This is a genomic window from Aquipuribacter hungaricus, from assembly GCF_037860755.1.
GTDB classification, from domain to species: Bacteria; Actinomycetota; Actinomycetes; order Actinomycetales; family JBBAYJ01; genus Aquipuribacter; species Aquipuribacter hungaricus.
The window spans coordinates 1-19,365 of the sequence record NZ_JBBEOI010000043.1; the positions used below are offsets into that span (position 1 = coordinate 1).

Annotated in this window: 18 protein-coding genes, 1 pseudogene and 1 riboswitch; of the genes and pseudogenes, 8 read left to right on the forward strand and 11 right to left on the reverse strand. The window is 75.1% G+C overall.

From position 1 onward, the window contains the following. The 4 genes from WCS02_RS07415 to WCS02_RS07430 form a co-directional block, all read left to right on the forward strand. A partial coding sequence (locus WCS02_RS07415) for a Gfo/Idh/MocA family protein (RefSeq protein ID WP_340291550.1) occupies positions 1-1,532 on the forward strand: 1,532 nt, incomplete at its 5' end. Then, positions 1,529-2,641 (forward strand): Gfo/Idh/MocA family protein, encoded by a 1,113-nt coding sequence (locus tag WCS02_RS07420; RefSeq protein WP_340291552.1) that lies wholly within the window; start codon positions 1,529-1,531, stop codon positions 2,639-2,641. The genes WCS02_RS07415 and WCS02_RS07420, both read left to right, overlap by 4 nt. Beyond that, a complete protein-coding gene (locus tag WCS02_RS07425; RefSeq protein ID WP_340291555.1) occupies positions 2,638-3,585 on the forward strand; it encodes an alpha/beta fold hydrolase in 948 nt (315 codons plus the stop codon). Before WCS02_RS07420 ends, WCS02_RS07425 begins: the two co-directional genes overlap by 4 nt. After that, entirely contained in the window at positions 3,582-4,886 is a 1,305-nt protein-coding gene (locus WCS02_RS07430) for a CysS/YqeB C-terminal domain-containing protein (protein ID WP_340291557.1), read from the forward strand. Before WCS02_RS07425 ends, WCS02_RS07430 begins: the two co-directional genes overlap by 4 nt. A gap of 162 nt (positions 4,887-5,048) precedes the next feature. Here the strand turns inward: WCS02_RS07430 and WCS02_RS07435 are convergent, their stop codons facing one another. Then, positions 5,049-5,876, reverse strand: a complete 828-nt coding sequence (locus WCS02_RS07435; protein WP_340291559.1) for an exodeoxyribonuclease III — start codon at positions 5,874-5,876, stop codon at positions 5,049-5,051. A 24-nt stretch (positions 5,877-5,900) separates the two neighbouring features. On the opposite strand from WCS02_RS07435, the gene WCS02_RS07440 reads away from it, so the two are divergent. Continuing rightward, a complete protein-coding gene (locus tag WCS02_RS07440; protein WP_340291561.1) occupies positions 5,901-7,136 on the forward strand; it encodes a M20 metallopeptidase family protein in 1,236 nt (411 codons plus the stop codon). 31 nt (positions 7,137-7,167) lie between these two features. Here WCS02_RS07440 and WCS02_RS07445 read toward each other — a convergent pair whose 3' ends face one another. The 3 genes from WCS02_RS07445 to glyA form a co-directional block, all read right to left on the reverse strand. After that, on the reverse strand, positions 7,168-7,761 hold the full coding sequence (locus WCS02_RS07445) for a TerD family protein (RefSeq protein WP_340291590.1): 594 nt from the start codon (positions 7,759-7,761) through the stop codon (positions 7,168-7,170). 138 nt (positions 7,762-7,899) lie between these two features. Then, positions 7,900-8,784 (reverse strand): bifunctional methylenetetrahydrofolate dehydrogenase/methenyltetrahydrofolate cyclohydrolase, encoded by an 885-nt coding sequence (locus tag WCS02_RS07450; RefSeq protein WP_340291564.1) that lies wholly within the window; start codon positions 8,782-8,784, stop codon positions 7,900-7,902. Further along, a complete protein-coding gene (glyA, locus tag WCS02_RS07455; protein ID WP_340291566.1) occupies positions 8,781-10,058 on the reverse strand; it encodes a serine hydroxymethyltransferase in 1,278 nt (425 codons plus the stop codon). Before glyA ends, WCS02_RS07450 begins: the two co-directional genes overlap by 4 nt. Positions 10,059-10,085: 27 nt before the next feature. Continuing rightward, positions 10,086-10,170, reverse strand: a riboswitch (ZMP/ZTP riboswitch). Positions 10,171-10,201: 31 nt separating this feature from the next. Between glyA and purU the strand changes: the two genes are divergently transcribed. Then, positions 10,202-11,131, forward strand: a complete 930-nt coding sequence (gene purU / locus WCS02_RS07460; RefSeq protein WP_340291570.1) for a formyltetrahydrofolate deformylase — start codon at positions 10,202-10,204, stop codon at positions 11,129-11,131. A 70-nt stretch (positions 11,132-11,201) separates the two neighbouring features. Here purU and WCS02_RS07465 read toward each other — a convergent pair whose 3' ends face one another. The 3 genes from WCS02_RS07465 to WCS02_RS07475 all read right to left on the reverse strand — a co-directional run bounded on the left by WCS02_RS07465 (position 11,202) and on the right by WCS02_RS07475 (position 14,604). Next, positions 11,202-12,689, reverse strand: coding sequence for a GntP family permease (locus tag WCS02_RS07465; protein ID WP_340291572.1), 1,488 nt, complete (start codon positions 12,687-12,689; stop codon positions 11,202-11,204). 61 nt (positions 12,690-12,750) lie between these two features. Beyond that, the gene (locus WCS02_RS07470; RefSeq protein WP_340291574.1) at positions 12,751-13,284 is read right to left on the reverse strand and encodes an NUDIX hydrolase family protein; all 534 of its coding nucleotides are present in this window, start codon (positions 13,282-13,284) and stop codon (positions 12,751-12,753) included. A gap of 102 nt (positions 13,285-13,386) precedes the next feature. Next, positions 13,387-14,604 (reverse strand): NADP-dependent isocitrate dehydrogenase, encoded by a 1,218-nt coding sequence (locus WCS02_RS07475; protein ID WP_340291576.1) that lies wholly within the window; start codon positions 14,602-14,604, stop codon positions 13,387-13,389. A gap of 157 nt (positions 14,605-14,761) precedes the next feature. Between WCS02_RS07475 and WCS02_RS07480 the strand changes: the two genes are divergently transcribed. After that, a complete protein-coding gene (locus WCS02_RS07480) occupies positions 14,762-15,772 on the forward strand; it encodes a malate dehydrogenase (protein ID WP_340291579.1) in 1,011 nt (336 codons plus the stop codon). A 122-nt stretch (positions 15,773-15,894) separates the two neighbouring features. Here the strand turns inward: WCS02_RS07480 and WCS02_RS07485 are convergent, their stop codons facing one another. Genes WCS02_RS07485 through purN form a run of 3 tightly spaced genes read right to left on the reverse strand, consistent with a single transcriptional unit; the run spans position 15,895 to position 18,446 of the window. Further along, positions 15,895-16,137, reverse strand: coding sequence for a DUF3017 domain-containing protein (locus tag WCS02_RS07485; protein ID WP_340291581.1), 243 nt, complete (start codon positions 16,135-16,137; stop codon positions 15,895-15,897). A gap of 43 nt (positions 16,138-16,180) precedes the next feature. After that, complete coding sequence (gene purH / locus WCS02_RS07490) at positions 16,181-17,824, reverse strand: bifunctional phosphoribosylaminoimidazolecarboxamide formyltransferase/IMP cyclohydrolase (RefSeq protein ID WP_340291584.1); 1,644 nt, start codon at positions 17,822-17,824, stop codon at positions 16,181-16,183. Between the two features lie 10 nt (positions 17,825-17,834). Continuing rightward, positions 17,835-18,446 (reverse strand): phosphoribosylglycinamide formyltransferase, encoded by a 612-nt coding sequence (gene purN, locus WCS02_RS07495; protein WP_340291586.1) that lies wholly within the window; start codon positions 18,444-18,446, stop codon positions 17,835-17,837. A gap of 35 nt (positions 18,447-18,481) precedes the next feature. On the opposite strand from purN, the gene WCS02_RS07500 reads away from it, so the two are divergent. Further along, entirely contained in the window at positions 18,482-18,913 is a 432-nt protein-coding gene (locus WCS02_RS07500; RefSeq protein WP_340291588.1) for a hypothetical protein, read from the forward strand. A gap of 3 nt (positions 18,914-18,916) precedes the next feature. On the opposite strand, the pseudogene WCS02_RS07505 reads toward WCS02_RS07500, so the two are convergent. After that, positions 18,917-19,365 (reverse strand): annotated as a pseudogene (locus WCS02_RS07505) (hypothetical protein); the annotation flags it as partial.

Below are 19,365 nucleotides of genomic sequence, written 5' to 3' on the forward strand. Positions count from 1 at the left end.
CACCGGGCGCCGTCCTGCTCTGGTCCGACCGCCCCGGCACGCCCGCCGACCGCGACGCCCTGCTCGGCACCGGCCTCCCCGTCGTGCTCGCGGGCCCCACGCTGCACGCCGGCACCGGGGTGTGGGCCGAGTGCGCCGGCCTGGTCGTCACCGCGCCGACCCCGGTGCACGACGTCCGCGTCCGCCCCGGCGCGCAGGCCGGGTCGCTCGCGGACCGCCTCCTCGACCACGGCCACGGCGCCGGCTCCCACCTGGGCGAGCACGTGCACGTCCGGGACCGGGTGCTCGCCGTGGACAAGGTCGCCGACGACGTCGACGTGCTCCTCACCGCCACCCTCGGCCTCACCCTGCACCCGGTGGCCGTCCGGCGCGGGCCCGTCGTCGCCTGGACCCTCGGCACCACGCCCGGGGCCGTGCAGGCGCCGGCCTTCCTCCGCCTCCTGCGTGCCACGCTGCACGGCCTGGTCGGCACGGCGGCGCCCGTCGCGCCGGTGCGGGCGGGGCTGCTGGGCTACGGCGCCATCGGCCACGAGCACTCCGCGGCGTTCCGGGCCGTCCCGGGCCTGGAGCTCGCCGCCGTCTGCGACCGCTCCCCCGCCCGGCTCGACGCGGCGAGCGGCCAGGTCGAGGGCCTGCGGACGACGACCGACCCCGCCGCGCTCGTCGAGGACCCGGACGTCGACCTCGTCGTGGTGTCGACCCCGCCCGACACCCACGCCACCTGGGCGCTGCGCGCGCTGCGGGCGGGCAAGCACGTCGTGGTGGAGAAGCCGTTCGCCATCCGCACCGAGGAGGCCGACGCGGTCCTCGCCGAGGCCGAGGCGGCCGGGCTGCTCGCCGTCGTCTACCAGAACCGCCGCTGGGACCCCGACCACCTGGCCGTCCGCGCCGCCGTCCGCGACGGCCGGCTCGGCGAGGTGTTCCATCTGGAGACCTTCGTCGGCGGCTACGGCCACCCCTGCAACCTCTGGCACTCCGACGCCGACGCCTCCGGCGGCGCCTTCTACGACTGGGGTGCCCACGTGCTCGACCAGGTGCTCGACCTCGTCCCGACGGCCGTGGAGCACGTCACCGCGACCACCCACAAGCGCCGCTGGTTCGACGTCACCAACGCCGACCACAGCCGCGTCCTCCTGCGCTTCGTCGACGGCACCGAGGCGGAGTTCGTCCACTCCGACCTGGCCGCCGCCCTCAAGCCGCGCTGGTACGTGCTGGGCACCGAGGGCGCGCTGGTCGGCAGCTGGCGGACCGAGAAGGTCGTGGCCCGCTCCGCCGTCGGCACCCTCGACGAGGACGTCATGGCCCCCGCGGACTCCCCGCCCGTGCTCGACCTCCACGGCGCCGACGGCTCGGTGACCCGCCTGGCCCAGCCCGGCCCGCCGCCCCACCCGTTCCACCGCGAGCTCGCCGACGCCCTGCTGCTCGGCCTGCCGATGTCGGTGACCGGGGAGACGAGCAGGCGCGTGCTCGCCGTCATGGAGGCCGCCACCGAGTCCGCCGCGACCGGCGGCCGCCCGGTGGAGCCCCGGTGACCGGCGGCCTGGTCACCGGCGCGAGCGTCGGCTTCGGCTTCCTCGGCGCCGGGACCATCGCCCGGACCGCCCTGGCCCCGGCCGTGCACGCCGCGGACGGTGCCCACCTGCAGGCGGCCGCGGCCCGCGACGCCTCGCGCGCGGTGGCCCTGGAGCCCTCGGGACGCTCCTACGACGACTACGCCGCGCTCCTGGCGGACGACACCGTCGACGTCGTCTACGTCTCCCTCGCCAACGACGCCCACGCGCCGTGGACGGTCGCCGCCCTCGAGGCCGGCAAGCACGTGCTGTGCGAGAAGCCGCTCGGCCTCGACCCCGCCGAGGTCCGCCGGATGACCGACGCGGCGGCCGCGGCCGACCGGCTGCTCGTCGAGGCCTGGTGGTACCGCTGGCACCCGCGCACCCTGCGGGCCGTCGAGCTCGTGCGCTCGGGTGCGCTCGGCCGGGTGCACCGCGTGGAGGCCGACTTCTCCTTCGACGGCGACCCCGACGGCATGTCCGGCAACTACCGGCTGGACCCGGCCAAGGGCGGCGGCGCCCTGTACGACGTCGGCTGCTACGCCGTGGACGCCGCCCGCTGGGCGCTCGGTGCGGACGCGCTCGAGGTCGTCAGCGCCGAGGGCGAGGTCCGCGGCGGCGTCGACCTGCGCGCCTCGGCGCGCCTGTCCGGCCCCGGCGGCACGGTCGCCGACGTCCGCTGCGGCATCCGGGGCCGCGACGAGCAGCTGGTCGCGGTGTACGGCGAGGACGCCACCCTCGTGCTCGGCCGGCCGTCGTTCACGGCCAAGGACGAGCCCGTCGCCCTGCACGTCGTCCCGGTGACCCGCCAGGCCGGGCCGGAGCCCCAGGCCCCTGCGGACGACCTGCGGCCGGGGACCGCACCCGGCGACGCCCCCCGGCAGGAGGCCCCGGCGCCGCTGGTCGTGCGCGCGGACCGGCGGACCGAGGAGTTCGCCGCGGTGGACCCCTACCGGCTCATGGTCGAGGCGCTCTCGCGGGCCGTCCGGGGCGAGGACGAGTGGCTGCCCACCGCGCAGGACAGCCTCGACATCGCCCTCGTGCTGGAGCAGGCGCGGACCCAGGTCCACGCGGCGGGGGGCGCACGGTGAGCGAGCCGTACGAGGAGGTCGTCGACGTCGGCGGCACGTCGCTGGCCGTCCGCGTCCACCCGGCCGACGTCGTCGCCGAGGGCGGCCACGCGCGCGCAGGGGCGGTCCTGGTCCACGGCCTGGCCTCCAACGCCCGGATGTGGGACGCGTGCGCCGTGGCGCTGGCCGCGGCCGGCGTCACCTCCGTCGCCCCGGACCTGCGCGGCCACGGTCGCAGCACCGGCCTCACCGAGACCCGCGACGGCGCCACCGGCCTCGCCGCGGACCAGGGCTCGGCGCCCGACCGGCCGTACGGCACGTCCCCCGCGGCGGCCGACGTCGAGGCGGTCGTCGCGCACTTCCAGCTCGACGGCACGGTCCCCCCGCCCGTCGTCCTCGCCGGCCAGTCGTGGGGCGGCAACGTCGTCCTCACGGTGGCCGCGGAGCACGCCGGCCAGGTCGACGCCCTCGCGCTCGTCGACGGCGGCTGGCTCCGGTTCGACGGCGACGAGCCGTTCGAACAGCTGTGGCAGCGGCTGCGCCCGCCGGTGTGGGGCGACGTCACCCGCGAGCAGGTCGAGGAGCGCATCGGCTCGGCCGTCGCGGCGTGGGGACCGCACGCGCTGCCGGCCGTGATGGCCAACCTCACCACCGACGAGCACGGGCACGTCCGCAACGTCCTCGACGTCGCCGTGCACGAGCAGATCCTCCGGTCCGTGCACGCGGCCGACCCCCGGTCGCTGTACCCGCACGTCGGGGTGCCCGTGCTGCTCGCCCCGGCCGGCGGCCCGGCCTCCGCGCTGGTCGAGGAGGCCCTCGAGGGCATCCCCGACGCCCGGCTGCGCCGCTACGAGGGCGCACACCACGACCTGCACCTCCAGCACCCGGAGCGCCTCGCGCGCGACCTGCTCGACCTCGTGGACGAGATCAGCCTCGCCACCCTGCCCTCGGAGGGGACCTCGTGAGCCGTCTCGTCGTCATGGGGTCCGGCGAGACCGCGCCCACCATGGTCCGCACCCACCGCGCCGTCCTCGCCAGCACCTTCGACGGGCAGCCCGTCACGCCGGGGACGGCCCTCGCGCTGGACACCACGTTCGGGTTCCAGGACAACGCCGACGACCTCGTCGCGAAGACCCTGCAGTACTTCGTCCAGAGCGTCGGCAGCCCTGTCGAGACGGCGACCTGGCGCCGCGCGGACGGCCCGGCCGCCGAGGCCGAGCGCACCCTCGCCCGGCTGGGCCGGGCACGCTGGCTGTTCGCCGGCCCGGGCAGCCCGACGTACGCGCTGCGGCAGTGGCAGGGCACCGGGGTCGCCGCCGCCATGACGGACGTCGTGCGCCGCGGCGGCACCCTGGTCGTGGGGTCCGCGGCCGCCTGCACCGTCGGCTCGCACGCGGTCCCCGTCTACGAGATCTACAAGGCCGGGGCGGACCTGGGCTGGGCCGACGGTCTCGACGTCCTCGGCGCCGTCACCGGTGTCCGCGCCGCGGTCGTCCCGCACTTCGACAACGCCGAGGGCGGCGGCTACGACACGCGCTACTGCTACCTCGGCGCGGCAAGGCTCGCCGCGATGGAGCAGATGCTCCCCGACGACGTCGGCGTCCTGGGCGTCGACGAGCACACCGCGCTGCTCGTCGACACCGCGGCGGGCACGGCGACCGTCGCCGGCAACGGCGTGGTCACGCTGCGGCACCGCGACAGCGTCGTCGTGCTCGAGGCGGGTCGCACCGTCGAGCTGGGGGCCGTGGCGGACGCGGTCGCCGGCCGTGGGCACGCCGAGCCCGGGGCGGCCCCGCCGGTCCCGGTCCAGGGCGGACAGCCGGCAGGTGACGGCGCCACGGCGGCGGACGCATCGGGTCCGGTGCCGTCGCTGCGGGTCGCCGTCGACGCCGAGCGCGACCGGTTCGAGGCGGCGATGCTGGCCAAGGACGTCGAGACCGCGGTCGCGAGCGCGCTGGACACGGAGCAGGCGCTGCAGGACTGGTCGGGCGACACCCTGGAGTCCGACGACCGCGACCACGCCCGGCTCGTGCTGCGCGCGATGCTCGTCCGCCTCGGCGAGCTCGCCGTCACCGGCGCGGCCGACCCGCGCGAGGCGGTGGCCAAGTACGTCGAGCTGCTGCTCGCGCTGCGGGCGCGGGCCAGGGCGGCCAAGGACTTCGCCACGTCCGACGACGTCCGCGACGGTCTCGCCCGGCTCGGCGTCGAGGTCCGGGACGCCCCCGGCGGCGCCGAGTGGGTCCTCGGGGAGCGCCTCCCCGCCTGAGGGCTTCACCGGACCGCCCGAGCCCCCTTCTGCGAGGGGTCGGCTCCGGCCGAGGTCGGTAGTCCTGCACTGACCACCTGTCCAGGCTGGACAGGTGGTCAGTGCCGTCCTCACATCCGGCGGCGAGCCTGGACGGACCTGCACCGCCCCCGTCGTCCGGGGTCAGGCGTCCGGCGTCGCCGCGGGCTCCTCGCCCACCCCGGCGTAGGCCACCACCACGGGCGCGTGGTCGCTGAACCGCGCGTCGTAGGTCGCGGCGCGGTCGACCTCGGCGGACCGGGCGCGGTCGGCGAGCGACTCCGTGGCCACGTGGACGTCGATCCGCCAGCCCGCGTCGGTGTCGAACGCCTGGCCCCGCCACGACCACCACGAGTACGGGCCGTCGACGTCGCCGGCCAGCGAGCGCGCCACGTCGACCCAGCCGGAGGCGTACCAGGCATCGAGGACCGCGCGCTCCTCGGGCAGGAAGCCGGCCTTGGTCCGGTTGCCCTTCCAGTTCTTGATGTCGCGTTCGGTATGCCCGATGTTGATGTCGCCGCAGACGACCACGGGCGGGCCGCCCGCGTCCTCCTGCGCCCGCAGCGCCCCCAGCCGCACGCTGACCGCCGCGAGGAAGCGGACCTTGTCCACCTGCCGCTCGGTCCCCGCCTCGCCGGAGTGCACGTAGACGCTCACCACGCGCACCGCGTCGGCACCCTCGCCGACGGTCGCCTCGACCCAGCGGCCGGCCGTCTCGAACCCCGGCAGCGTCGTCACGACGTCGCGCAGCGGGGTGCGCGCCGCGACCGCGACGCCCGAGCGGCCGCGCTGGGCGCAGACCGCCTCGTCGACGTGCCAGCCCTCCCCCAGCGTCTCCGCGACGGTGTCCGCGTCGGCGCGCACCTCCTGCAGCAGGAGCACGTCCGGCTGCCTCTGCTCGAGCCACGCGGGCATCCCGCGGCGGTGGGCGGCACGGATGCCGTTGACGTTGACGCTCGCGACGACCAGCACGAGCGGCCACCCTAGGGTGGACCCATGACGGTCGCCGACGACGCCCTGGCCCTCACCGACGACCTGGTCCGGCTGCGCCACCGCCTCCACCGCCAGCCCGAGATCGGCCTGGACCTGCCCCGCACGCAGGCCACGGTCCTGGAGGCCCTGTCCGGCCTGGACCTGGAGATCACCACCGGTAAGGCGCTGTCGAGCGTCACCGCGGTGCTGCGGGGCGAGGGCACCGTGGGGCGCAGGGGGCCGGGTGCCAAGCCGGGCCGACGACCCGTCGTCCTGCTCCGCGCCGACATGGACGCCCTGCCGGTGCACGAGGAGCTCGACGTCCCCTACCGGAGCGAGGTCGACGGGGTCATGCACGCGTGCGGCCACGACCTGCACGTGACCTCGCTCGTCGGTGCGGCCCACCTGCTCGCCGCGCAGCGTGACAGCCTGCCCGGTGACGTCGTCCTCATGTTCCAGCCGGGCGAGGAGGGCTGGGACGGTGCCGGTCTGATGATCTCCGAGGGCGTGCTCGACGCCGCCGGCCGCCGCGCCGACGCCGCCTACGCGCTGCACGTGATGTCCGGGCTCGCGCCGCAGGGGCAGGTCTTGAGCCGGCCCGGGCCGCTGCTCGCGGCCAGCGACGGGCTCTTCGTCACCCTGCACGGGCGCGGCGGGCACGGCTCTGCCCCGCACAACGCCGCCGACCCGGTCCCCGCCATCGGCGAGATCGTCATGGGGGCGCAGGCTGTCGCAGGCCGCGTGGTGGGCCCGTTCCAGACCGGTCTGGTGACCTTCGGCAAGGTCAAGGCCGGTACCCGGCGCAACATCATCCCGGCCACGGCCTACGCCGAGGCGACCATCCGCACCGTCGACCCCGCCGTCCGCGAGAAGCTCCGCGACGCGCTGGTCCGCTACTGCGAGGGCGTGGCCGCCGCGCACGGGCTCACGGCCGAGGTCCGCTTCGAGCCGGAGTACCCCGTCACCGTCAACGACGCCGGTGAGTTCGCCTTCGTCCGCGAGACGCTGACGGAGCTGTTGGGCGAGGGCCGCTTCGGCGAGATGCCCGACCCGATCGCCGGTGCCGAAGACTTCAGCCGGGTGATCGCCGAGGTCCCGGGGGTCATGGTGTTCCTGGGCGCGGCGCTCGAGGGCCGCGACTGGCAGACGGCGCCGGACAACCACTCGGCGCTGGCCGGCTTCGACGACGCCGTCCTCCCGTCGGGCGCAGCCCTGCTGGCAGCCCTCGCCGAGCGGCGCCTCACCCAGCTCGCCGGCTGAGGCGCCTGCCCGGCGGGGCCGGGCGCGTGCCTCAGGTGTAGCGCTTGCCCTTCTGCAGGAGCGCGGCCTGGCCGTCGACGTCGGCCATCTCGTTGAGGACCTCGACGTTCCAGCCGCCGCCGCCCCGGGTGACCTTGGCCATGAAGATGGTGCTCTTGCGGGTGTCGTCGATCGGGACGCTGAACACGTCGAGCACCTGGTGCTGGCCGCCGCTGGTGTCGACCAGGTGGCAGTCCGCGCCGGCGATGCTGGCGAACGAGACGCCCTTCTTGAAGGCGTTGAGGGTGAAGACCAGGCTCGAGATGTTGGCCTGCACCTGGTCCAGCGTCGCGGTGATGGACTCGTCGATGCCGTCGCCCTTGCCGGTGCGGTTGTCGCCGCTGTGCGCGAGCGCACCGTTGTAGAGGCTCATGGAGTCGAAGCCGCACACCCGGACACCGGCGCCCGTGTTGTCGTACACCAGGCAGGCCAGGTCGAGGTCGACGCCCTTGGCCCGCGCGAAGCGCCCGGCCAGGCCCTTCTTGCCGCCGGTCGAGTTGTCCCACCCGACCCCGACGAAGAGCTGGCTGACGGGGGTGCCCGCGGCGTCGACGAGCGACTGGGGGCGTCCCTTCACGAGAGACATGGACACAGGTGCGCTCCTTCGACGGGGTGGTCCGGCGGCGTCACCCTAGCCAGCGGGTGACGCCGACCGTGGGATGTCCACAGCCCGGCGACCCGGACGGGCGAACCGTCTCCCGACCGGGTGCGAGAAGGGTCCCCCTCAGCCGAGCGCGCGCTCGGCCGAGTCGACGACGTTGGCCAGCAGCATGGCGCGCGTCATCGGCCCCACCCCGCCGGGCATGGGTGCGATCCAGCCCGCGACCTCGGCCACGCCGGGGTCGACGTCGCCGACCAGACGTGACTTCCCCGTCGCCTCGTCGACGACGCGGGTGACGCCGACGTCGAGCACGGCGGCGCCCGGCTTCACCCAGCCGGGCTGGATCATCCCGGCCGCGCCCGCGGCGGCCACGACCACGTCGGCGCGGCGGACCACGTCGGCCAGGTCGCGGGTGCGGGTGTGCGTAAGCGTCACCGTCGCGTCGATGCCCTTGCGGGTGAGCAGCAGCCCGAGGTGCCGGCCGACGGTGACGCCGCGGCCGACGACCACGACGTCCGCGCCGGACAGCGGCACGCCGTAGCGGCCGAGCAGCTCGACGATCCCGCGCGGCGTGCACGGCAGCGGCGAGGTGATGTCTCCGGACACCTGCAGCACGAGGCGCCCGAGGTTGGTCGGGTGGAGCCCGTCCGCGTCCTTGCCCGGGTCGACGGCCTCGAGCACGGCCTGCTGGTCGAGCCCCGCGGGCAGCGGCAGCTGCACGATGTAGCCGGTGCACGACGGGTCGGCGTTGAGTCGTGCCACGGCCGCGAGCACGTCGGCCTGCGAGGCGTCGGCCGGCAGGTCCTCGCGGACCGAGGTGATGCCGACCTCGGCGCAGTCGCGGTGCTTGCCGGCGACGTAGGACGCCGAGCCCGGGTCCTCGCCGACGAGCAGCGTGCCGAGGCCCGGGACGACGCCGCGGCCGCGCAGCACCGCGACCCGCTCGGTGAGCTCGCCCCGGATCGCCGCCGCGGTCGCCTTCCCGTCGAGGAGCTGCGCGCTGCTCACGCCGTCGGGCCGACGGAGGTGTAGAGCGGGAACTTCTCCGTGAGGACGTCGACGCGCTGGCGCAGCGCGGCCACGTCGGAGGCGGGGTCGAACGCGCCCGCGACGATGTCGGCGACCTCGGTGAACTCGGCGTCGCCGAAGCCGCGGGTGGCCAGCGCGGGCGTGCCCAGCCGGACGCCGCTGGTGACCATCGGCGGGCGGGGGTCGAACGGCACGGCGTTGCGGTTGGCGGTGATGCCGGACTCGTGGAGCCGGTCCTCGGCCTGGCGGCCGTCGAGCTGGCTGTTGCGCAGGTCGGCCAGGACGAGGTGGACGTCGGTGCCTCCGGTGACCACGTCGACGCCGGTGGCGCGGGCGTCGTCGGCCAGGAGCCGGTCGGCGAGGATCGACGCGCCCCGCAGCGTGCGCTCCTGCTTCTCCTTGAACTCCGGGGTCATGGCCAGCTTGAACGCCACCGCCTTGGCCGCGATGACGTGCATGAGCGGCCCGCCCTGCTGGCCGGGGAAGACGCCCGAGTCGATCTTCTTGGCGAGGTCGGCCTGGCACAGGATGATCCCGGCGCGCGGGCCGGTGAGCGTCTTGTGCGTCGTGGAGGTGACGACGTGCGCGTGGGGCACCGGCGAGGGGTGCACCCCCGCGGCGACGAGGCCGGCGAAGTGGGCCATGTCGACGAGCAGGTAGGCCCCCACCTCGTCGGCGATCGCGCGGAAGGCGGCGAAGTCGAGGTGGCGGGGGTACGCCGACCAGCCCGCGATGATCATCTTGGGCCGGCGCTCGAGGGCGACCTGGCGCACCTGGTCCATGTCGATGCGGTGGTCGGCCTCGGAGACGCCGTACGTCGCCGCGTCGTAGAGCATGCCGGAGAAGTTGAGGCGCATGCCGTGGGTGAGGTGGCCGCCGTGGGCCAGGTCGAGGCCGAGGATCGTGTCGCCGGGGGTGAGCAGCTTCTGCAGCACGGCCGCGTTGGCGCTGGCGCCCGAGTGCGGCTGGACGTTGGCGTGCTCGGCGCCGAACAGCTGCTTGGCGCGCTCGCGGGCGAGCTCCTCGGCCACGTCGACCTGCTCGCAGCCGCCGTAGTACCGCTTGCCGGGGTACCCCTCGGCGTACTTGTTGGTGAGCACGCTGCCCTGGGCCTGCAGGACGGCGCGCGGCGCGAAGTTCTCGCTGGCGATCATCTCGAGCGTGCCGCGCTGGCGGTCCGCCTCGCCGTCGAGGACGGCGGCGATCTCCGGGTCGATCTCGGACAGGGGGGCATCGGTGACGTCGTAGGACATCGAGCACTCTCCACGGAGTCTGGTCTGTCCCTGGGCCCAGGCGAACGACCCCAGCAGGCTGCCTTGCCGCTCCCCGGGGGTGACCCCCTGAACGCCAGTCGCGGTGCTCGGAGCCTAGCAAGCCCTGCGTACGCTCAGCCCCCGTGACCGCCTCCCCCACCGGCCGCCCGGCCGCGAGCACGACCGCCAGCGCGACAGCGAGCACGAGCACGCCGGCGGCGGAGCCGCACTACGTCCTCACCCTGTCCTGCCCCGACCGGCCCGGCATCGTCCACGCGGTCACCGGCGCGCTGCTGCGCCACCACGCGAACGTCACCGAGTCGCAGCAGTTCGGGGACCCGGACACCCGGCTGTTCTTCCTGCGCGTGCAGTTCACGTGCTCGGCGGACCCGGCCAGGCTCGACGCGGCGCTGCGCGGGGCGGCCGAGGAGTTCGACTTCGACTGGCAGCTGCACCCGCTGAGCAGCCCCGTCCGCACGCTCATCATGGTGAGCCGGGCCGGGCACTGCCTCAACGACCTGCTGTACCGCCACCGCGCGGGCCGGCTGCCGATCGACCCCGTCGCCGTGGTGAGCAACCACGAGGACCTCGCCGGCCTGGCCGGGTTCTACGAGGTGCCCTTCAGCCACGTCCCGGTGACCCCGGGCGACCCCGCCTCCAAGGACGCCGCCGAGGAGCGGCTGCTGCGCACCGTCGACGAGCTCGACGTCGAGCTCGTCGTGCTCGCCCGCTACATGCAGGTGCTGAGCCCCCGGGTGTGCGAGGCGCTGGCGGGCCGGGCCATCAACATCCACCACTCGTTCCTGCCGAGCTTCGCCGGCGCGCGGCCGTACCACCAGGCCCACACCCGCGGCGTCAAGCTCATCGGGGCGACGGCCCACTACGTCACCGCCGACCTCGACGAGGGCCCGATCATCGAGCAGGACGTCGAGCGGGTCGACCACTCCCACGCCGTCGACGACCTGGTCGGGCTGGGCCAGGACCTGGAGTGCCGGGCACTGGCCCGGGCGGTGCGCTGGCACGCCGAGCGACGCGTCCTCGTCGACCGCAACCGGACCGTCGTCTTCCGCTGACCCGCAGGGGAGGCGCGGGGCCCGCGCCGGCCCGCCCCGGTCCCCCGGCGCGGGCCGCACGCCGTCCGCGCTAGATGACCACCCAGACCGCCAGGGCGATGACGAAGGCGGTGAGCCCCAGCGTCGTCTCCATGACCGTCCACGTCTTCAGCGTCGTCTTCTCGTCCATGCCGAAGAACCGGCTGACGAGCCAGAAGCCCGAGTCGTTGACGTGGCTGAGCACGGTCGCACCGGCCGCGATGGCCATGACGAGGAGCACCCGGTGCAGCTCGCCCACGCCCTCGGTCGCCTCGACGGCGGGGGCGATGAGGCCGGCCGCGGTGGTCAGCGCCACGGTCGCCGAGCCCTGCGCGACGCGCAGCGCGGTGGCGATGATGAAGGCCGCGACGATGAGCGGCAGGCCGAGGTCGGCCAGGGAGTCCGACAGCGCCGCGCCGATGCCCGAGGTGCGGAGCACGCCACCGAACATCCCGCCGGCGCCGGTGATGAGGATGATCGAGCAGATCGGGCCGAGGGAGTCGTTGAGCAGGCCCTCGACGTCGCCCCAGCTGCGGCCCTGGCGGCGTCCCAGGACGACGATGGACACCAGCAGCGTGATGAGCAGCGCGATCGGCGTCTGGCCGAGCAGGACGAGCACGCGGGCCGGCAGCACCTCGTTGTCGAAGACCCCCGCCGTGCCGAGGGTGGTGATGACGGTGTTGAGACCGATGAGCACGAGCGGGAGCAGGAGGAGGCCGAGCACGGTGCCGAAGGACGGCAGCGCGGTCTCGGTGCCCGTGCGGGAGGCTGTGGCGAGCGCGCTCGCGCCGCCGGGCGCCCCGTGCCCGCCGCTGCGGTCGTCGTCCCCGCCGCCGGGGGCGTCGGAGTAGTCGGACACCCGGGAGTCGGAGCGGCCCATCTCCAGCGGCGTGGGGATGTCGAACCGTCGCCCGGCCCAGCGGGAGAACAGGTACACGCCGACGTACCAGGACGGGATCGCCACGAGCAGGCCGACGAACAGGGTGAGCCCGACGTCGGCGCCGAGCAGCTCGGAGGCGGCGACCGGACCCGGGTGGGGCGGCACGAGAGCGTGCATGGCGGCGAAAGCGCCCGCGGCGGGCAGCGCGTAGAACAGCAGCGAGCCGCCGAAGCGGCGAGCGACGGTGAGGATGATCGGCAGGAACACCACGAGGCCGGCGTCGAAGAAGATCGGGAAGCCGAACACGAGCGAGGCCACACCGAGGGCGAGCGGGGCCCGCTTCTCGCCGAAGCGTGCGATGAGGGTGTCGGCGAGCACCTGCGCCCCGCCGGTCACCTCGAGCAGCCGCCCGATCATCACGCCGAAGCCGACGAGCAGCGCCACCGAGGCCAGGGTCGTGCCGAAGCCGCCCAGCAGCGCGGCCGGGACGTCGGCGAGCGGGATGCCCGTCGCCAGCGCGGTGAGGAAGCTGACGAGCACGAGCGCGATGAACGCGTGCAGCTTGAAGCGGATGACGAGCAGCAGCAGCAGCGCGACCGCGGCGGCGGCGATGAGGAGCAGCACGGGTGCCGACCAGACGGGCTCGATGGCTTCGATCATGGGGGGAACCGTGTCGGGGCCGTGGCCCCGGTGGCAACCCCCCGCGCCGGGGCGGACTACCTCAGAAGCCGCAGACCGCCAGCGCCTGGCGCAGGAGGGTGCCCTGCCCGCCGACCATCTCGGCCTGCAGGTGCGGGTCCGCCGCCTCCTCCGGGGTCACCCAGGTGAGCTCGAGCGCGTCCTGCTGCGGGTGGCAGTCCCCCTCGACCGGCACGACGAACGCCAGCGACACCGCGTGCTGGCGGGGGTCGTGGAACGGCGTGACGCCCGGCACCGGGAAGTACTCCGCGACCGTGAACGGCTGCGGGGCGGCCGGCAGCTTGGGCAGGGCGAGCGGGCCGAGGTCCTTCTCCAGGTGGCGCAGCAGCGCCGTGCGCACCCGCTCGGCGTACAGCACCCGCCCGGTGACCAGGGCCCGGCTGATCTCGCCGTGCCCGGTCACGCGCAGCAGCAGGCCGAAGGAGGTGACCGTGCCGCTCTCGTCCACCCGGACCGGGAGGGCGTCGACGTAGAGGATCGGCAGCCGCTCCCGGGCCTGCTCGAGGTCCTCGCGGCTCAGCCACTGGCTGCCCGCCTCGGTGACGACGTCCGTCATGCGCTGCCCCTCTCTCGACGACGGCCCGCACCCGGGGCGGGTGCGGGCCGTCGGTGTCCGCTGTGGTCGTGCTGGTGGTGCGGGCCGTGCGGGTGCCCCTGCTCAGGCGAGCTTGCGAGCCAGGTTCTCGTCGAGCGCGCCGAGGAAGTCCTCGGTCGTCAGGTACGCCTGCTCCTTGCTGATGAGCAGCGCGAGGTCCTTGGTCATCTGGCCGGCCTCGACGGTCTCGACCACGACCTGCTCCAGCGCCTGCGCGAAGCCGGTCACCTCGGGGGTGCTGTCCAGCGCGCCCCGGTGCGCCAGGCCCCGGGTCCAGGCGTAGATCGACGCGATCGGGTTGGTCGAGGTGGGCTTGCCCTGCTGGTGCTGGCGGAAGTGGCGCGTCACGGTGCCGTGCGCCGCCTCGGCCTCCATGGTGCGGCCGTCCGGGGTCATGAGCACGCTGGTCATGAGGCCCAGCGAACCGAAGCCCTGCGCGACGGTGTCGGACTGGACGTCGCCGTCGTAGTTCTTGCACGCCCAGACGTAGCCGCCCTCCCACTTCATGGCCGCGGCGACCATGTCGTCGATGAGGCGGTGCTCGTAGGTGAGGCCGGCCGCGTCGAAGTCGGCCTTGAACTCGCGCTCGAAGACGTCGGCGAAGATGTCCTTGAAGGCGCCGTCGTAGGCCTTGAGGATCGTGTTCTTCGTCGACAGGTAGACCGGGTAGCCGCGGTTGAGGCCGTAGGACAGGGACGCGCGGGCGAAGTCCTCGATGGACTTGTTGAAGTTGTACATGCCCATGGCGACGCCCCCGCCCTCGGGCATCTTCACGACCTCGTGCTCGACCGGCGCAGAGCCGTCGGCCGGGGTGTACGTGATGGTCACGGTGCCGGCGCCGGGGACGCGGAAGTTCGTCGCCTTGTACTGGTCGCCGTGGGCGTGGCGGCCGATGATGATCGGCTTGGTCCAGCCCGGCACCAGGCGCGGGATGTTGCTGATGATGATGGGCTCGCGGAAGACGACCCCGCCGAGGATGTTACGGATCGTGCCGTTGGGCGAGACCCACATCTTCTTGAGGCCGAACTCCTCGACGCGCGCCTCGTCGGGGGTGATGGTCGCGCACTTGACCCCGACGCCGTGCTCCTGGATGGCGTGGGCGGCGTCGATGGTCACCTGGTCGTCGGTGGCGTCGCGGTGCTCGATGCCCAGGTCGAAGTACCTCAGGTCGACGTCGAGGTACGGGTGGATCAGGCGGTCCTTGATGAACTGCCAGATGATCCGCGTCATCTCGTCGCCGTCGAGCTCGACGACCGGACCTTCGACCTTGATCTTCGCCATGCGCTGAGACTTCTCCTCGTCGGGGGGCGTGTGCCGTGACGAGACTAACCAACACCGGGCCCGTCCCCAGCCGCTGCGCGGGCCGGCAGCCGCTAGCGTCGTCGGCGGTGCCGCGCGAGCGCACCCGCAGCCGACCCGACTCGTCGAGGAGATCGTCGTGACCACCGCCCCCAGCCAGAGCCAGAGCCCCGTGACCGTCGCCGTCACCGGTGCCGCCGGGCAGATCGGCTACAGCCTGCTGTTCCGCATCGCCAGCGGCGCCATGCTCGGCCCGAGCACCCCGGTCCGCCTGCGGCTGCTGGAGATCACGCCTGCGCTCGGCGCCGCCCAGGGCGTCGCCATGGAGCTCGACGACTGCGCGTTCCCGCTGCTGTCCGGCATCGACATCTCCGACGACCCGGCCGTCGCCTTCGACGGCGCGCAGGTGGCGCTGCTCGTCGGCTCCCGCCCCCGCACCAAGGGCATGGAGCGCGGCGACCTGCTGTCGGCCAACGGCGCCATCTTCACCGGGCAGGGCAAGGCCCTCAACGACCACGCCGCGGACGACCTCAAGGTGCTCGTCGTCGGCAACCCCGCCAACACCAACGCCCTCATCGCCATGAACAACGCCCCGGACGTCCCGCGCGAGCGGTTCACGGCCATGACCCGCCTGGACCACAACCGCGCCCTCGCCCAGCTGTCGGCGAAGGTGGCTGCCCCGGTGACGGACATCAGGCACATGACCATCTGGGGCAACCACTCCGCCACCCAGTACCCCGACCTGTTCCACGCCGAGGTGGGCGGCCGGGTCGCCGCGGAGGTCGTCGACGACCAGCAGTGGCTCGAGGGCACGTTCATCCCCACCGTGCAGAAGCGCGGCGCGGCGATCATCGAGGCCCGCGGGTCGTCCAGCGCCGCCAGCGCCGCGAGCGCCGCCGTGGACCACGTCCGCGACTGGGTGCACGGCACCCCGGCCGACGACTGGACCTCGATGGCCGTGCCGTCCGACGGCTCCTACGGCGTCCCCGAGGGCCTCATCAGCTCGTTCCCGGTCACCTGCGCCGACGGCGCGTGGTCGATCGTCCAGGACCTCGAGCTCGACGAGTTCTCGCGCGCCCGCGTCGACGCCAGCGTCGCCGAGCTGGTCGAGGAGCGCGACGCCGTGCAGGGCATGGGCCTGCTGGGCTGACACCGCCCCGGCCGCACCGGCCGGGCAGCACGACGAGGGGCGCCGGACCGGCTGGTCCGGCGCCCCTCGTGCGTCCGGGGCCCCGGGTAGCGGGACGCGAGCCGGGACGGACCCACGTCAGGTCAGGGGCGGGGCAGCGGGACGCTGAGGGTAAGGACGGCGACCGTCACCGACAGCGCCGTGAGCAGCAGCACGTCCAGCAGGGGCCGGCGCACCGCCAGGGTCCCCACCCACGACGTCGGCAGGACGAGGCGGAGCAGCGCCGCGACCGCGCACGCCCCCGACAGGGTGAGGCCCCCGGCGAGGTAGCCCTCGGCGGCGGTGAGCCAGGCGGCCAGGGCCACCCCGCAGAGCACGGCGACCATGGCGACCTGGCGGGGCCAGCCCCGCGGACGGGCCGGCGCCGGGTCAGTGGGCGAAGTGCCGGACACCGGTGAGGTACATCGTCGCGCCGGCCGCCTCGACCGCGGCGACGACCTCGGCGTCTCGGACGGACCCGCCGGGCTGGACGACGGCACGCACGCCGGCGTCCAGGAGGACCTGCACCCCGTCGGCGAAGGGGAAGAAGGCGTCGGAGGCGGCGACCGAGCCGCGGGCGCGCTCCGCCCCGGCCCGCTCCACCGCGAGCCGGCAGGAGTCGACGCGGTTGACCTGGCCCATCCCGATGCCGACCGAGGCGCCGTCGCGGGCCAGCAGGATGGCGTTGGACTTCACCGCGCGCACCGCGCGCCAGGCGAACTCCAGGTCGGCGAGACCGGCGTCGTCCAGCGCGGGGCCCGCGGCGAGCGTCCAGCCGGACGGGGTGTCGCCGGGGGCGTCGACGAGGTCGACCTGCTGGACGAGCAGCCCGCCGTCGATGCGGCGCCACTCCTGCGCGGACGCCTCGCGGGGGGCGGGCTCGACGACGAGCAGCCGGACGTTCTTCTTGGCGGTGAGCACCTCGAGCGCGTCGTCGTCGAAGGCCGGCGCGGCGACGACCTCGGTGAACACCTCGGCGAGCTGGGCGGCCATGGCGCGGGTGACGGGCCGGTTGGCGGCGACGACACCGCCGAAGGCGCTCACCGGGTCGCAGGCGTGCGCGCGGGCGTGGGCGTCGGCGACCGGGTCCCCGGCGCCAGGGGCGGCGACGGCGATGCCGCACGGGTTGGCGTGCTTGATGATGGCCACCGCGGGGGCGTCGTGGTCGGCGGCGGCGCGGACGGCGGCGTCGGTGTCGACGAAGTTGTTGTACGACATCGCCTTGCCGTGCAGCTGGGTGGCGCCCGCGAGGCCGGCGCGCTCCCCCGTGCGGTAGACCGCGGCGCGCTGGTGGGGGTTCTCGCCGTACCGCAGGGTGCTGACCAGGGCGCCGGTGGTGCCGGCGAACGCTGGGGCGGCCGGGCCGCCGGCGGCCGGGTCGTCGCCCGCCCCGGCCTGGTCGGCGACCTGCTGGGCGAACCACGACGCGACCGCGGTGTCGTAGGCGGCGGTGTGGGCGAACGCCGCCGCGGCCAGCGAGGTCCGCTGGGCCAGGGTGAACCCGCCGCCCTCGACCGCGGCGAGGACCTCGTCGTAGCGGGCGGGGTCGACGACCACGGCCACGGTCGGGTGGTTCTTGGCCGAGGACCGGACCATGGCAGGGCCGCCGATGTCGATCTGCTCGACGACCTCGTCGGGCGCCGCACCGGAGGCCACGGTCGCCGCGAACGGGTAGAGGTTGACCACGACGAGGTCGAAGGCGGCGATGCCGAGCTCGTCCAGCTGCGCCAGGTGCTCGGGCCGGCGGCTGTCGGCGAGCAGGCCGGCGTGGACGGCGGGGTGCAGCGTCTTCACGCGGCCGTCGAGGCACTCGGGGAACCCGGTGACCTGCTCGACGGGCGTCACGGGGACACCGGCGGCGGCGACGCGGGCGGCCGTCGACCCGGTGGAGACGATCTCGACGCCCGCCCCGTGCAGCCGCCGCGCCAGCTCCTCCAGGCCCTGCTTGTCGTAGACGCTGACGAGGGCGCGGCGCACGGCGCGGCGTCCCCCGGCGGGGTCGGTGCTGGCCGGCGCGGAGGGCTGGGAGGTCACGGCGGCGAGCCTAGCCAGCGGCCGGGTGCCAGGTCGCACGCCGTCCGTCGACGTCCACGCCCGAGGCGAGCACCCCGGCGGTGACCCGGACGAGCAGGTCGCGCTCGACGACCTTGATCCGCTCGTGCAGGGAGTCCTCGTCGTCGTCGGGCAGCACGGGGACCGCCTCCTGCGCCAGCACCGGGCCGGTGTCGGTGCCGGCGTCGACCAGGTGCACGGTGCAGCCGGACACCCGCACGCCGTGGGCCAGGGCGTCACGGACCGCGTGGGCGCCGGGGAACGACGGCAGCAGGGCCGGGTGGGTGTTGAGGATGCGCTGCGGGAAGGCCGCGAGCACCGCGGGCCCGAGGATGCGCATGAAGCCGGCGCTGACCAGCCAGTCCGGCCGCAGGTCGACCAGCCGCGCGGCCAGCGCGGCGTCCCAGGCGGCGCGCCCGTCGTGGTCGGCCGGGGCCACCACGTGGGCGGGGACGCCGAGCGCGGCCGCACGGTCGACGGCGGCGCACGGCCGGTCGGTGACCAGGGCGACCAGCTCGGCGGGCACCTCCCCCGCCGCGACCGCCTCGGCCAGGCGGGCGAACAGGCTGCCGGTCCCGGAGGCGAGGACGACGAGTCGGGGCACGCCCGTCAGGGTAGGTCGTCTGCGACGATGCCCCGGTGGCCGAGGAGCAGAGGAGCGCGACGGCGCGCGCGCTGGACGAGCCGCACTCCCGGCTGACCCTGGAGATGGCGCTGCTCCTGCTCGGCGCCCAGCTGGCCTGGGGGCTCGACCTGCCGTGGCGGGTGGCCTCGCTCGTGTTCGCCGTCCTCTCCCTCGTGCAGGGGCTGCGGGCGCTCGCCGCGCTGCGCCGGCACCGCCGCGCGAACCCGACCCACCAGGCCATGGGGCCGGCCGGCGGGGTCCTCGTCGCGCTCGGGGTGGCCGTGGCCGCCGCGATGACCCTGGTGCAGGTCGCCATGCTGGCCGTCTGGCCCGTGGTCGCCGAGCAGGACTCGTGCCGTGAGCGGGCGCTCACCCGGACCGCGGAGGCCCGCTGCGACGACGCGCTCGTCGACCGGTTCCAGCGGCTCGGCGACCTCGCCGGCTGAGGCTCAGCGCAGGGCGCCGCCGGGCCGACCGGTCCCAGCGGTCCCAGCGGTCGGCCGGGTCGTCCTGGGAGCCCCGTAGGCGGTCGAGCCGGTGCGCGGTGCCCGTCCCGCCGGGGGGACCGGGCGGCCCGGGGGACGGAGACCGGCGGAGGACCGGCTGACGGGCCCGGGCGCGGCGGCTGCCTCCCGTGCCGCCGCCGCGCGCTCCTCCTGGCGGAGCCGTCCGCTGAGCCGCGACCAGCGCCCCAGCGGCCTGCCGCTGAGCAGGTGCAGCGCGCAGCCGGCGAGCAGCGCCCCCGCGAACACCTCGACCGCGACGGCGGCCGCGAGGACGAGGGGGTCGGGACCGAGCGGCTGCCACGGGCCCAGCGCGCCCGAGGACAGCCAGCCGAGGGCGAGGGCGCCCAGGCCGGCGAGCGCGGCCACCGCCACGGCGTCGCCGGCGCGGTCAA

Bases quoted from the DNA above. Each gene is read 5' to 3' on its own strand.
- WCS02_RS07475 (WP_340291576.1), bottom strand. From the start codon at position 14,604: ATGGCGAAGATCAAGGTCGAAGGTCCGGTCGTCGAGCTCGACGGCGAC.
- glyA (WP_340291566.1), bottom strand. From the start codon at position 10,058: ATGTCCTACGACGTCACCGATGCCCCCCTGTCCGAGATCGACCCGGAG.
- WCS02_RS07445 (WP_340291590.1), bottom strand. From the start codon at position 7,761: ATGTCTCTCGTGAAGGGACGCCCCCAGTCGCTCGTCGACGCCGCGGGC.
- WCS02_RS07485 (WP_340291581.1), bottom strand. From the start codon at position 16,137: ATGGTCGCCGTGCTCTGCGGGGTGGCCCTGGCCGCCTGGCTCACCGCC.
- WCS02_RS07470 (WP_340291574.1), bottom strand. From the start codon at position 13,284: ATGACGGACGTCGTCACCGAGGCGGGCAGCCAGTGGCTGAGCCGCGAG.
- WCS02_RS07440 (WP_340291561.1), top strand. From the start codon at position 5,901: ATGACGGTCGCCGACGACGCCCTGGCCCTCACCGACGACCTGGTCCGG.
- WCS02_RS07465 (WP_340291572.1), bottom strand. From the start codon at position 12,689: ATGATCGAAGCCATCGAGCCCGTCTGGTCGGCACCCGTGCTGCTCCTC.